This is a genomic window from Uliginosibacterium sp. H1, from assembly GCF_036017065.1.
Classification (GTDB): Bacteria; Pseudomonadota; Gammaproteobacteria; order Burkholderiales; family Rhodocyclaceae; genus Uliginosibacterium.
Window position 1 is genome coordinate 880388 of the sequence record NZ_JAYXHR010000002.1, and the last position, 13266, is coordinate 893653.

14 protein-coding genes are annotated in these 13266 nt (G+C 67.6%); 6 read left to right on the forward strand and 8 right to left on the reverse strand.

The annotated features are described in order from the left end of the window. Positions 1-90 precede the first annotated feature (90 nt). Complete coding sequence (locus tag VVD47_RS13630; RefSeq protein WP_327604024.1) at positions 91-1068, forward strand: TIGR01212 family radical SAM protein; 978 nt, start codon at positions 91-93, stop codon at positions 1066-1068. 218 nt (positions 1069-1286) lie between these two features. Then, positions 1287-2438, forward strand: a complete 1152-nt coding sequence (locus VVD47_RS13635) for a type IV pilus twitching motility protein PilT (protein WP_327604025.1) — start codon at positions 1287-1289, stop codon at positions 2436-2438. 21 nt (positions 2439-2459) lie between these two features. On the opposite strand, the gene VVD47_RS13640 is transcribed toward VVD47_RS13635, so the two are convergent. Next, on the reverse strand, positions 2460-3050 hold the full coding sequence (locus VVD47_RS13640; protein WP_327604026.1) for a hypothetical protein: 591 nt from the start codon (positions 3048-3050) through the stop codon (positions 2460-2462). Between the two features lie 252 nt (positions 3051-3302). On the opposite strand from VVD47_RS13640, the gene VVD47_RS13645 reads away from it, so the two are divergent. Then, positions 3303-5543, forward strand: coding sequence for a sensor domain-containing diguanylate cyclase (locus VVD47_RS13645; protein ID WP_327604027.1), 2241 nt, complete (start codon positions 3303-3305; stop codon positions 5541-5543). 51 nt (positions 5544-5594) lie between these two features. Here VVD47_RS13645 and VVD47_RS13650 read toward each other — a convergent pair whose 3' ends face one another. Both VVD47_RS13650 and VVD47_RS13655 read right to left on the reverse strand, forming a co-directional pair. Next, positions 5595-5990 (reverse strand): DUF1398 domain-containing protein, encoded by a 396-nt coding sequence (locus VVD47_RS13650; protein ID WP_327604028.1) that lies wholly within the window; start codon positions 5988-5990, stop codon positions 5595-5597. A gap of 49 nt (positions 5991-6039) precedes the next feature. Beyond that, entirely contained in the window at positions 6040-6510 is a 471-nt protein-coding gene (locus tag VVD47_RS13655; RefSeq protein ID WP_327604029.1) for a MarR family winged helix-turn-helix transcriptional regulator, read from the reverse strand. Between the two features lie 181 nt (positions 6511-6691). Between VVD47_RS13655 and msrB the strand changes: the two genes are divergently transcribed. Further along, positions 6692-7141, forward strand: a complete 450-nt coding sequence (gene msrB / locus VVD47_RS13660) for a peptide-methionine (R)-S-oxide reductase MsrB (protein WP_327604030.1) — start codon at positions 6692-6694, stop codon at positions 7139-7141. Continuing rightward, a complete protein-coding gene (gene msrA, locus VVD47_RS13665) occupies positions 7138-7686 on the forward strand; it encodes a peptide-methionine (S)-S-oxide reductase MsrA (RefSeq protein WP_327604031.1) in 549 nt (182 codons plus the stop codon). The genes msrB and msrA overlap by 4 nt, the downstream gene beginning before the upstream one ends. A gap of 18 nt (positions 7687-7704) precedes the next feature. Here msrA and VVD47_RS13670 read toward each other — a convergent pair whose 3' ends face one another. Then, positions 7705-8220, reverse strand: a complete 516-nt coding sequence (locus VVD47_RS13670) for a methylated-DNA--[protein]-cysteine S-methyltransferase (protein ID WP_327604032.1) — start codon at positions 8218-8220, stop codon at positions 7705-7707. A 100-nt stretch (positions 8221-8320) separates the two neighbouring features. On the opposite strand from VVD47_RS13670, the gene VVD47_RS13675 reads away from it, so the two are divergent. Continuing rightward, positions 8321-8920, forward strand: a complete 600-nt coding sequence (locus tag VVD47_RS13675) for a flavin reductase family protein (RefSeq protein ID WP_327604033.1) — start codon at positions 8321-8323, stop codon at positions 8918-8920. A 34-nt stretch (positions 8921-8954) separates the two neighbouring features. On the opposite strand, the gene nrdG is transcribed toward VVD47_RS13675, so the two are convergent. The 4 genes from nrdG to VVD47_RS13695 all read right to left on the reverse strand — a co-directional run bounded on the left by nrdG (position 8955) and on the right by VVD47_RS13695 (position 13266). After that, positions 8955-9419, reverse strand: coding sequence for an anaerobic ribonucleoside-triphosphate reductase activating protein (nrdG, locus tag VVD47_RS13680; protein ID WP_327604034.1), 465 nt, complete (start codon positions 9417-9419; stop codon positions 8955-8957). Positions 9420-9429: 10 nt separating this feature from the next. Continuing rightward, positions 9430-11637, reverse strand: coding sequence for an anaerobic ribonucleoside-triphosphate reductase (gene nrdD, locus VVD47_RS13685; RefSeq protein ID WP_327604035.1), 2208 nt, complete (start codon positions 11635-11637; stop codon positions 9430-9432). Between the two features lie 265 nt (positions 11638-11902). Continuing rightward, complete coding sequence (locus VVD47_RS13690; RefSeq protein ID WP_327604036.1) at positions 11903-12580, reverse strand: amino acid ABC transporter permease; 678 nt, start codon at positions 12578-12580, stop codon at positions 11903-11905. Then, a complete protein-coding gene (locus VVD47_RS13695; protein ID WP_327604037.1) occupies positions 12580-13266 on the reverse strand; it encodes an amino acid ABC transporter permease in 687 nt (228 codons plus the stop codon). The genes VVD47_RS13690 and VVD47_RS13695 overlap by 1 nt, the downstream gene beginning before the upstream one ends.

Genomic DNA, 13266 nt, shown 5'->3' on the forward strand with positions numbered 1-13266 from the left:
TCGATGATTGCATCGACGCGTGTTGAGCCAGATCGTCATGGCCATGCCCGCTTCGGGCTAGGCTGGGGCTCCCTCTTCATGGCGTCCCGCATGTCTGGCCCCTGCCTTCCGCACATTCCTCCCCACTTCGGCGCGCGGCGCTATTACGCGTGGAACGACTGGGTACGGCAGGCGCATGGCGGGCGCCTGCAGAAGGTGTCGGTCGATGCCGGCTTCACCTGCCCCAATCGCGACGGCAGCGCCGGGCGAGGGGGCTGCAGTTTCTGCAACAACCTCGCCTTCACGCCGGCCTACCTGCGCGAACAACGCGACATCCTGGCGCAGCTCGACACGGGCATCGGCTTCATGCGCCGGCGCTACCCCGACACACGGGGCTACCTGGCCTACTTCCAGGCCTACTCCAACACCTATGGCGGCGTGGCGCAGTTGCGCGAGCTGTACGAGCGGGCGCTGTCGCATCCGCAGGTCGTCGGCCTCGCCATCGGTACGCGGCCCGACTGCCTGCCGGACGAGGTGCTGGACTACCTCGCGGAACTCGCACAGCGCTGCGTGCTGGAACTGGAGATCGGCATCGAGTCCTGCGACGACGCGGTGTTGCAGGCCTGCGGGCGTGGCCACGACTTCGCGTGCACCGTCGATGCGCTGCAGCGCGCGGCCGCCCGCCATCTGCCGGTGACCGGCCACCTGCTGCTGGGCCTGCCCGGCGAGAGCCGCGACAGCATCCGCAAGGGCGCCAGCGCACTGGCGCAGCTCCCCCTGGCGGCGCTCAAGTTCCACCAGTTGCAGGTGGTGCGCGGGTCGCGCCTGGCGCTGTACCGCAAGCGTGATCCCGCCGCCGTGCCCTTGCTGGAGCTCGAAACCTACCTGGACTGGGTGGCGGACGTGCTGGAGCGCATGCCGCCCACGCTGCGGGTGCAGCGCCTGGGCAGCGAAGTGCCGCCCGCCCTGCGCGCCGCGCCCGGCTGGGACCTGCGCCTGTCCGCCTTGCCGGGGCTGCTCGACGCCCACATGCGGGCCCGCGACACCTGGCAGGGGCGCCTGCATGGCGGTGCCGGCGGGGCGTCGTAGGCGGGGTCGCCCAACGCGTCCGCGGCGGTCGGCACAGGGCAGATGGCCGGCCTTCCGTTTCCCGGATTAGCGGCGTTTTTCCGACGCATAGCGGCAGCGCCGTTCAAAGTGGGAGGTCGCAGAATGTGCCGTTACGCAGGCTGCCGGAATTGTGGCCACGACCTGCGCCCGGCCGGGGAAGACGGAAAGACGGAAAGACAGGAAGAACAGGGAGACGCATGGACATGGAACACAACGGGACGATCGCCACGCTGCCGGCGGAGGAGATTTCGGGCTACCCCTACAGCGGCACGCTGATCGAGCAGATCCTCTTCCTGCTCAACTCGGACATCGTCTTCAGCGACCTGATCATCCACCAGAACAGCCCCATCATGCTGCGCCAGCCCAAGCGGCTGGCGGCGGTGTGCGACTCGCCGATCTCGGGCGAAGACCTCAAGGAGTTCTTCGAGGTCATCGAGCCGGCCTGGGAGGAGCGCATCGCCGACCGCGCCTTCGATCGCGCCAAGGATCTCTACAGCGCGCGCATCCGCGTCAACTGCTTCACCTTCCAGGGCAAGAAGCGGCTGGGTTGCGTGATCCGCCGCTTCCCGGCCGAGCCGATCCCGCTGGAAGACCTGGGCGTGCGGCCGTGCATCCAGGACTTCGCAAAACTCACCAGTGGGCTCGTGCTGTTCGTGGGCGACACCTGCCAGGGCAAGTCGACCACCATCGCTTCGCTGCTGGATGAAATCAACAAGACGCGCTCGGGCCACATCATCACCATCGAGGACCCGGTGGAGACGGTGATCCCGCAGCGCCGCTGCATCATCACCCAGCGCGAGGTGGGGGCCGACGGCGACGTCGAGAGCTACTACCACGGCGCGCTGGATGCGCTGCGCGAGCGGCCGGACGTCATCGTCATCGGCGAGATCCGCGACGCGCAGACGGCGCAGGAGGCGCTGGCGCTGGCCGAGGCCGGTCCGCTGGTGTTCGCCACCCTGCATGCGCGCTCCACCGAGCTGGGCCTGCAGAAGCTGCTGCGCCTGCTTGGCAACAGCGAAGCGCAGGCGCAGACGCTGGCCAGCACGCTGCGCGGCGTCATCTGCCAGGCCCTGCTGCCGTCGAGGGCCGGCGACTCGTACTACCTCGCGACCGAGTGCCTGACCATGAACCCCGAGGCCGCGCGCCTCATCGAGACGCGCAACCTCGGCGGCATCCGCCCGCTGATCGAGAAGCTCAGCGCGGTGCCGGACTCCGGCTCGCACACCATGAACGACGACCTCGCGGTGCTCATCAAGGCGAAGCGTGTGGACCTGGAGCATGCGCGTCGCGGCACGACCGACCCGCTGAAGTTCATCAGCCTGTTCGAGCGCGACAAGGCGCCGGCCTGAACCCTGCGCGGCGGGCGCGGCTCAGCGCGGCGCGTCCGTCGTCGGCTGGTAGGTGACGTGGATGGTGGAACGTGCGGTGCCCGCCACGCAGCTCATGCTGACCTGGGTCTGGCCGCCCGGCAGCAGCCACTCGGCCTGGGTGTGATCGGCCACGGCCGTCATCCACATGTCGTGGCTGGCAGGCTCGCCGTGCCGCTCGACCAGCTGCCGGAAGGTGAGATGGCAGCCCGCCAGCGCGCGGGCCTTGTCCTGCTGCGTCGGGTTGTGGATGAGGCTTACCCGCATCAGCCCCTGCGTCTCGGCGGATAGCCAGAAGGCCGCGTTGAAGCGCAGGTCGCCGATGCGGTATCCGCGCAGCACATAGCCCTGGCAGTCGACCTTCCACTTGGCGTACAGGCTGGCCGGGTCGTTGCAGCCGATGAAGCGTTCGCGCGTGGCGGCGGGGAAGCGCGACAGCAGGTCCAGCTTGCCGGCGCCCCAGGCCAGGCCGTCGAAGTCACCGTTCGCGGCGGCGGGCGACACGGCACCGGCCGCGGCCAGCAGCGCAAGCGCGAGTTTCGGGACAAGTTTCGGGAGGTATGTCTGCAGGCTGGCCTGCGCGTCTGTCAGCACGTTCGGAGTTGGGCCGGCGTGGCCCGGTGGATGGCACGAACGCCATGGTACGCGAGCCGGCGTGCTGGTCCCGTGGCACCCGGGCAGCCAGGCCGTTCGCGAGACTGCCGTCACCGTGGTGGCGGGCGCCCCGCGGTGAAGCAATATATGCAGTCTGGATGAATTGGGACTAGGATAGCCGAAGGGCCGACAGATCGATCCTGTCAGGGGAAACCGGTATGCCCCGGACATCAACCGTCGCACAGGTGCTGAATGCAAGGTTCCTACGATGCCGTGCTGGTGCTGCTGTCGGTCCTCACGGCCGTGATCGCCTCGTTCGTGGCGCTGGACATGGCGTCCCGCGTCGCCTCGGCGGTGGGCAGGGCGCGCCGCGCAAACTTCTGGCTCGCCTGCGGTGCCCTGGCGATGGGCTCCGGCATCTGGGGCATGCACTTCGTGGGCATGCTGGCGTTCTCGCTGCCGGTGCCGCTGGCCTACGAGATCTTCGTGACCGTCGCCTCCTGGCTGGTTGCCGTGTTGTCGTCCGCGCTGGCGCTGCACACCGTCAGCCGGCCCTCGATGGGCTGGCGGCGTCTCATCGGTGCCGGCGTGTTGATGGGCCTTGGCATCGCGGCCATGCACTACCTGGGCATGGAGGCCATGCGGATGTATCCGCGCATTGCCTACGACCCCTGGTTGTTCGCGCTGTCCGTCGTCATCGCCATCGCAGCGTCCACCGTCGCCCTGCTGATCTCCTTCCGCCTGCGCCACGAAGGCGTGGTCACCGGCTTGCGCAAGCGCCTGCTGGCGGCGCTGGTGATGGGCCTGGCCATCGTCGGCATGCACTACACCGGCATGGCCGCTGCCGGCTTCGCGGCAGACAGCATCTGCCGCGCAGACCTGCCCGACGCATTCAGCGTCGGTGGGGCCTGGCTGGGCATCATCATCGCGGGCATGGCCGTGGTGGTGCTGGCAGCCATCCTGCTCACCTCCGTCTATGGCGCCATTCCGCCCACCGTGCGCTCACGGCTGGTGTTCCTGGTGGTGGCGGCGGTCCTTCCGGTATCGGTCATGGCCATTGTCGCCATGCTCTATGGCTATCAGCGCGAGCATGGCCAGCAAGGGGAGAGTCTGGTCGTCACCGCGCGCACGCTGGTCACGAGCATCGACAAGGAGCTCGGTGGCATCGAGTCGGGCCTGCGTGTGCTGGCGACCTCCCGCCCGCTGGCCAGCGGTGATCTGGCTGCCTTCCGTGTGCAGGCGCGCGAGGTCAGCCGCCACCTGCGGGTGGACGCCATTACCCTGGAGAACGCTCATGGCGATGTGCTCGCCAGTACCTATGCCCTGCCGGAGGACTCGCTGCCACCCGACCGTGTCACCCGTCACCGTCGCAGCGTGGCCGTGCCGGTCAAGCTGCCGGCCGCCCTGGCCGCGACGATGGGTTCGCAGGGTCTGCTGCGAGCCGAGTTGCGCGCAGGCGGCATGCTGGATTTGCTGGGGCGCCAGCAGCTTTCCAGCGACTGGATCGTGGCGGTTTACGACCGGCAGGACGCCATCGTGGCGCGCAGCCGCGACAATGCCCGCTTCGTCGGCCTCAAGGGCCCCCTGCTGTTGCAGCAGCGGGCGCAGGAGGTGCGCGAAGACGTGCTGGATGCCGTGTCGCTGGAAGGCATTCCCGTCCTGTCGGCCTTCAGCCGGTCACCGGAGACCGGCTGGTCGGTGTCCATCAGCATTCCACGCAAGTCGATCAGCGCGCCGCTGACGCGCTCGCTCAGCTGGTTGCTGGCCGGATTGCTGTTGACGCTGGTGATCAGCACCCTGCTGGCATGGCGCATCGGCGGCGGCATCGCCAAGGCGGTGGAGGCGCTGACCGTACCCGCGCTGGCGCTGGGCAGTGGCACGCCGGTGTCGGTACGCGCGCTGGGGCTTACGGAAGCCGACAAGGTCGGCGCTGCGCTCACCCGGGCCTCGCAGCTTCTGGACACGGCCCAGCACGAAGCCAACCACGACGGCTTGACCGGCCTCGCCAACCGTTCCCTGTTCCGTCAGATGGTCCAGCAGCAACTGGCCCTGGCCCAGCGCAGTGGCACCGCCCTGTCCGTGCTGTACATAGACCTCGATGGCTTCAAGCCCATCAACGACCTGTACGGGCACGCCATGGGTGACGCCTTGCTGCAGCAGGTGGCGCAACGCCTGCTGCAGGGCGTGCGCGCCGGCGACCTGGTGGCGCGGCTGGGGGGTGACGAGTTTGCCGTCGCATTGGTGAACTCGGGGCCACAGGGGCTGGCCAAGGTGGCAGGAAAACTGGTGGACAGCCTGTCCCAGCCGTTCGTGATCGCCGAAGTGAAGCTGGACATTTCCGCCAGCATTGGCGCTGCCAGCTACGGGCCGGATAGCGCCACCGTCGCGTCGACCTGCGAGGCGCTGCTCGAGCAGGCAGACGCCGCGATGTACCAGGCCAAGCAGGCCGGCAAGCGTCGATTCGTGCTGGCCACGCCGCAGACGGACTTCTGAGCGACGCAGCCTGCACGGGCGTGCGCTGCCCGGTCCGGGCGCCTTCCGGTTTCAGTCGGGAAAGCGCTCCACGTGGCTCTCGCCGCGGCGGCCGTAGTAGGTGACGTGGCGGCCGGCCAGCCACACCGTGTAGCCGATGCAGCCCGCCGCCATCGACAGCCGTTTGAACTCCGGGTACTTCACCTCGCCACGCTGCGAACCGCGTACCGCCGCCTGTACCGCCGTCGCATCGAACTGCTGGCCGATGGGCGTGTCCGGCACCGGCAGTGCGATGTCCAGCGTGGCGCCGTCCGGCAGGTAGTAGGTGGTGAGGCGGCTGCGGTAGTCGGCGTGATACGACTCCACGCCGGCAGCCAGCAGCGCCTGCACGATCTCGCCGAAGTGCGCGGTGCCGTCGCTCGATGCCTGCGCGCAGCGTTCGATGGTGTCGCGGGTCTGCGTGTCCATGTTGGGGTCTCCAGTGAGGTCCGTGGGGCTGTGAGCGTTGTGGCCGGCCTCAATCCACCGGCAGGTCCTTCAGCTGGTGCCGCTGCACCAGGTCCTGCAACAGGGCTACCAGCGCCTTGCGCTCAGTGGCATCCAGGTGGCCGAAGAAATGCGCGTCGTTGGCGTCCGCCAGTGACGCCAGCCGGGGCACCAGCGCGCGGCCCGCGGCGGTGAGCGCCAGCACCTGGGCCTTCGCGCTGTCCTCGCCGTAGTGGCGCTGCGCCAGCCCCTTTTCCTCCAGCCGGGTGAGCACCTTGGAGGCGGCGCCCTTGGTCATGCCCAGCGCGTCGATCAGGGCGGCATGGGTGGTCACCTCGCCGTCGTACAGCGTGCGTAGCGCCACCCACTCGGTGACCGACACGCCGGCTTCCTCCACCGATCTGCGGAAGCGGCCCGACACATGATTGGAAACGAAGCGCATCCAGAAGCCGACATGGGCCTCCAGCGGCTGGGGCAGGGCAGGGTTGCGTGATCGCGCCATGTTGGTATCCGTGGAAACCATGCCAACATAGTTTCTCCGGAAACCATCGTCAAGCACTGCTGGACAGGTGGCAAACCCTTGCGTGGCGCGGGCTGCCACGGGAAAGCCAGGGGGATTGAATTTCCCGCATCCGCCTGCATCTAAGAGGACCCGGCGGCACCATCCAGCCAAGGAGCCCAGCATGTCCCAGTACCGCAAGACCGACGACGCCATCGCCCGCCTGACGCCCGAGCAGTTCCGCGTCACCCAGCAGAACGGCACCGAGTACCCCGGCACCGGCGAGTACCTGCACAACAAGCAGCCCGGCATCTACGTCGACATCGTGTCCGGCGAACCGCTGTTCGCCTCCAGCGACAAGTACGAGTCCGGCTGCGGCTGGCCCAGTTTCGTGAAGCCGCTGGAGCCTGCCAACGTCGCCGAACTGCGCGACACCACCCACGGCATGGTCCGTACCGAAGTGCGCTCCGCCAACGGCGACAGCCACCTCGGCCATGTCTTCGAGGACGGCCCGCGCGATCGCGGTGGGCTGCGCTACTGCATCAACTCGGCCTCGCTGCGCTTCGTCCATCGCGACGACATGGCGACACAGGGCTATGGCGATTACCTGGACCAGGTGGAGGACGTGAAATGAGTGCGATCACCACGGCAGCACAACATGCGTCGGCACGCGAGACGCCGGGCACCGAACGCGCGGTGCTGGCCGGCGGTTGCTTCTGGGGCGTGCAGGAGCTGGTGCGCCAGTTGCCCGGCGTCATCTCCACGCGTGTCGGCTACACCGGCGGCGACGTGCCGAATGCGACCTACCGCAACCACGGCACGCATGCCGAAGGCATCGAGATCGTCTTCGACCCGGCGCGCATCAGCTACCGCACGCTGCTGGAGTTCTTCTTCCAGATCCATGACCCCAGCACGCTGAACCGCCAGGGCAACGACCGCGGCGCCAGCTACCGTTCCGGCATCTACTACACCAGCGAGGAGCAGGAGGCGATTGCCGAGGACACCATCGCCGACGTGAACGCCTCCGGTCTGTGGCCGGGCAGGGTGGTCACCGAGGTGGCGCCGGCCGGCCCGTTCTGGGATGCCGAGGCTGAGCACCAGGACTACCTGCAGCACTACCCCACCGGCTACACCTGCCACTTCATCCGGCCGGGCTGGCGCTTGCCCCGGCGCGGTTGAGGCAGACGGGGCGGCAACTCAGCCTGGGCGGGCCTGCTCCAGCGCCAGCAGATGTGACTTCGCCGCCAGGCCACCAGCGAACCCTGTCAGCGCGCCATTGCTGCCAATGACGCGGTGGCAGGGGGCGATGATGGAGATCGGGTTCCTGCCGTTTGCCGCACCCACGGCACGCACCGCTTTCGGCCGCCCGATCTGCAGGGCAATCTCGCTGTAGGAGCGGGTCTCGCCGAAGGGGATGCCCAGCAGCGCCTGCCACACTTCCCGCTGGAAAGCCGTGCCCGCGAAGTCCAGCTTCAGGTCGAAGCGCGTGCGCAGGCCTGCGAAGTACTCATCCAGCTGGGTGCGTGCTGCCAGCAGCACCGGATGACGATCGTCGCGACCTGCGATGGCCAGGCGCACCCGCAGCGGATCGTCGTTTTCCCACAGGACGGCGACCAGCGCATCGTGGCTGGCCACGAGTTTCAGCTCGCCGACTGGCGAAGGGGCCAGCGTGTAGTGGCAGGTGCGGGCCGATGGACTGTCGTATCGCTTCATCACGAGCCTCAGCGTGAGTATCCGGGTGCAAGGGGACGGGGCCGTGCAAGCATAATCCGTCGGGCATCCTGTTCATCAAGTCATTGTCGCAAGGAGTCTCATGGATAGCCGGACCGCTGACCGCCACATTGCGCCGGTCGAACTGGGCAAGGCCTACCGCCTCATCAACCACGGCCCCACCGTGCTGGTGTCTGCCCGCCATGACGGTGTCGACGACGTGATGGCCGCGTCCTGGTGCTGCGCGCTGGACTACGCGCCGGCGAAGCTCACCGTCGTGCTCGACAAGGCCACCGCGACGCGCGCGCTGGTCGAGCGCAGTGGTCGCTTCGTCATCCAGGTGCCGACGGTCGTACAGGCGACCATGACCCACGCGGTCGGCAACCGCAGCCTGCGCGACGAACCGCACAAGCTGCGGGACTGCGGGGTGGAGCTGTTCGATATCGAAGGCCACGACCAGCCCTTCGTCGCCGGCTGTTCCGCCTGGCTGGCCTGCAGGCTGGTGGCGGAGCCGCACAACCAGCAGGCCTACGACCTGTTCATCGGCGAGGTGGTGGGCGCGTGGGCGGACGACCGCGTGTTCCGCGACGGTCACTGGCACTTCGAGGCGGCCGACCCGGCGCTGCGCAGCCTGCACTACATCGCGGGCGGCCACTTCTACGCGATCGGCGACGCCGTGGTGGTGAAGACGGGCGAGGCCTGATCGGACGGCCGTCCTCCGTCAGGCCGGGCAGGCTTCAGTCCGCAGCCTTGCGCGCGACGGCGAGGCGGATCAGCCGCTGGTTGTCCGATCCGCGCCAGGGCTTGCTGGTCGGCTGGTCCTGCAGGTAGCGGCCGTCGATCAGCACATCCACGTCCCGCAGCAGTTCGAGCTGGCACACCTCCTCGTAGAGGTAGCCGGTCCACATCCAGATGTCCTTGTCCGGGTAGCGCTGCTTGAAGCGCCGGCACAGGTCGGCGACGGCCTCGCGATTGGCCGGCATCAGCGGGTCGCCGCCGGACAGGCTCAGGCCGTCGTGGTCCGCGCACAGGTCGAGCAAGCGCTCGCGCACCTCATCCGTGAAAGGCTGTCCGCTCAGGCGGTTCCAGGTGGAACGGTTGTAGCAGCCGGGGCAGGCATGCGCGCAGCCGCTGACGAACAGCGTGACGCGCAGGCCTTCTCCATTTACGACATCCTGGCTGTAGTACCTGTCGTAGTTCATGCGGCCTGCGTCATGCCACCTGCGGCTCGGGCTCCGTGCTGCGGTCCGGGTGAGTCGATGCGGCGGCGGGAGCGGCCTCCGGCGCCTGCGCGGCAAGGTGCTTCACCCGGCGGATCACTTCCTTCTGCTTGCCAGCGTTGAACGGGCGCGCGTTCGGGCTGCCGAGGTAGCCGCACACGCGGCGCGTCACCGACAGGCTGGCGCCGTCATGGTTGCCGCAGTCGGGGCAGGTGAAGCCTTCGGCAGTGGCCAGCGCTTCGCCCATGAAACCGCACTTGCCGCAGGAGTCCACCGGCGTGTTGGTGCCGAAGTAGGGCACGCGATCGATGGCGTAGTCCCAGATCCGTTCCAGCGCCTTCAGGTTGTGGCGCATGTTGGGCAACTCGACGTAGGTGATGTGGCCGCCGGAGGCCGCGTCGGCGAAGCCCTTCTCGTACTGGATCTTCTCGAAGGGATTGACCTTGCGCGCCACGTCCAGGTGGAAGGAGTTGGTGTAGTAACCCTTGTCGGTCACGCCGGCGATGTCGCCGTAGCGCGCGGCGTCCAGCTTGCAGAAGCGGTGGCACAGCGACTCGCTGGGCGTGGAATACAGCGAGAAGCCCCAGCCGGATTCGATCTTCCATTGCTTCGTGGTCATTGCCAGGTGCGACACCACCTTGCGCAGGAAGGCCTGCAGCGCCTCGTTCTCGAACGGATGCTCGCCGTCGGACATCAGCAGCGCCACTTCGTGCAGGCCGATGTAGCCCAGCGAGATGGAGGCGCGACCGTCGCGGAACAGCGTCAGGATCTCCTCGTCCGGATTCAGGCGCACGCCGAACGCACCTTCCGTGTAGAGGATGGGCGCGATGTTGGCCTTGACGCCCTCCAGCCGCTCGATGCGCGTCATCAGCGCCTTGCGCGCAAGCACCAGGCGTTCGTCGAGGATCTCGAAGAAACGCTTCTGGTCCTGCCGTGCCTCGATGGCGATGCGCGGCAGGTTGATGCTGACCACGCCCAGGTTGTTGCGTCCGTCCAGCACTTCGCGCCCGTCCTCGTCGCGCCACACCGACAGGAAGCTGCGGCAGCCCATCGGCGACACCGGTGTCGAAGAACCGGTCAGCTGGCGGTTGAGCTTGGCGGAAATGATGTCCGGGTACATCCGCTTGGACGCGCACTCCAGCGCCAGTTGCTTGATGTCGTAGTTCGGGTCGCCGGGCTGCAGGTTCAGGCCTTCCTCGATGAAGAACACCAGCTTGGGGAACACCGGTGTGATGCCCTCCTTGCCCATGCCCTTGATGCGCACCTGCAGGATCGCGCGTTGCACCGCACGTTCCTGCCAGCTCGTGCCCATGCCGAAGGAGAAGGTCACGAAAGGCTGCTGGCCGTTGGAGCTGAACAGCGTGTTGATCTCGTACTCGCAGGCCTGGATGCCGTCGTAGGTCTCCTTCTCGGTACGCTCGCGCGCGTAACGCTCGGGCTCGGCGATACCGTACTGGCGTGCCACCTCCATGTTCTTCTCGTAGGTCTTCTGCACGTACGGCGCCAGCGTCTGGTCGATGTTCGGGATGGTGGTGCCGCCGTACTGGTGGCTGGCCACCTGCGCAATGATCTGCGCGGTGACCGCGCAGGCCACGCCGACCGACCTGGGGCTCTCGATACCGGCGTTGCCCAGGTGGAAGCCCTGCTCCAGCATCCCCTCCAGGTCCACCAGGCAGCAGTTGGTGAAAGGCAGGAAGGGCGAGTAGTCCATGTCGTGGAAGTGCAGGTCGCCGCTGTTGTGGGCGTGCAGCACCTCCTTCGGAATGAAGTTGCTGGCGAACTGCTTGGACACGATGCCCGCCATCAGGTCGCGCATCACCGGGAAGACGTTGGCGTCCTTGTTGGCGTTCTCCGTCACCGCCTCCTCGTCGGTCTTGTCCACCAGGCCCATCAGCTGGGCGTGCAGGTTCGACCCCTTCACGCGGATGTTGTCGCGGTCGTGGCGGTACTCGATGTAGATCCGCGCCACCTCCGGGTGCAGGCGCATCAGCGCGTCTTCCACGTACTGCTGGATGGTGGGGATGTCGAGCACATCACCGCTGTTGCGGCGGCAACGCTCCTCGACTTCGGCCGCCACGTTCAGGGCGACGGAGCTGGGGTTCTCTGCGCCTGCCGCCGTCGCCGCCTTCTGGCAGGCGACCGCGACTTTCAGGATGTCGAACTGTGCGGCCGTGCCATCGCGTTTGAGGACCTGAAGCATGGATACGTCTCCCTGGAGAATGCCGGCTGGCGTGGACGATCGGCCCCTGCGGGAGCCGCGAAACAGCCGGTGGATACTATATGTAGTAGGTGTCGCCACTTCGGCGACTACATATAGGGTTTGAGCCAGGTCAACTTCTGCTGCGGAGGGGCTTGGCAGCGACCGATCCAGGGTCTGGACTGTGGGGGCCGTCCGCCGGGCGCTGGTCTCGTGGCCGGGCGTCCCCGAAGGGGCGGCGGCGCCAGCGGGGCGACCGCAGGGATGCCTAGCCGCCTTGCGCCCGGCGTGACGACTCCAGCGCGCTGATGAAGCGCACCGCCGGCCACAGCAGCGCCAGGTAGATCGCCGCCGCCAGCACCAGTGGCGTGGGATTGAACAGCACCGACTGGGCGGACTGCGCGCTGTACAGCAGCTCCGACATGCCCAGCACGCTGGCCAGCGAGGTGCCCTTGAAGATCTCGATGCTGTTGCCCAGCAGGTCCGGCAGCACGTTGCGGAAGGCCTGGGGCAGCACCACGTGGCGCAGGGTCTGCGCTGCGCTCATGCCGGTGGAGCGCGCGGCTTCGGTCTGGCCGGGCGGAATGGCGGTGATGCCGGCGCGCAGGATCTCGCAGTAGTACGCGGAGGTCGACAGCATGAAGCTGATGGCCAGCGCGACCACGGGTGACAGCTCGATGCCGATGAAGGGTGTCGCGAAGGACACGAAGATCACCAGCACCAGCTGAGGGAACGAGCGGAAGAAATCGACGTAGAGGTTGATCGCGATGCGCAGCTTGCGCGAGCGCGTCTGGGTGTGGGCGAGGGCCAGTGCCAGTCCGCCGAGCAGGCCCAGCGGGATGATCAGCGCGGCCAGCTTCACGGTCATCCACAGGCCGCTGAGCAGCATCGGCAGGACCTGGGCCGCGACGGCCGGGTTGAAGAAGGTGTCGAGGATTTCCTGCATTACCGGATTCCTGCCCGATGTTCGAGGTAGCGCGACGCCAGCACCAGCGGATAGATGAGGCCGATGTAGAGGATGGCGCACAGCGTCAGCGGCGTCGGGTTGGCGTAGTCGCTGCTGGCGGCCTGGGCGGATCCGAGGATTTCGGCGAAGCCGATGACGGAGCCCAGCGCGGTGTTCTTGATGGCGGCGATGCAGCGGTTGGTGATCTGCGGCAGCGACAGGCGCAGCGCTTGCGGCAGGATCACGTGGCGCATGCTCTGCCACCAGCTCATGCCGGTGGAGCGTGCCGCTTCCATCTGGCCTTTCGGCAGGGTCATGATGCCCGACCACACGCATTCCTCGATGAAGGCGGAGAGGATCACGCTCAGGCACAGGAAGGTGGCGAGCACCGACCCGATGGAGATGTTCACGTAGGGCAGGGCGAAGTACACCAGGATCAGGATGACCAGCGGCGGCATCGCGCGCAGCACGTCGACATAGCCGACGATCAGCGCCCGGAGCACCCGGCTTTGCGTATGGAAACGCCAGGTCGCCAGCGCGGTGCCGAGCAGGATGCCGGCGACGATCACCAGCACGCCGACCACGATGGTCTGACCGACGGCCTCCAGGACCATCGGCGTCGTCTGGCGGACGATGTCGGCGTTGAAGAAGGTGTGGATCAATCCACTGTCGGCGGCCTGGCTCAT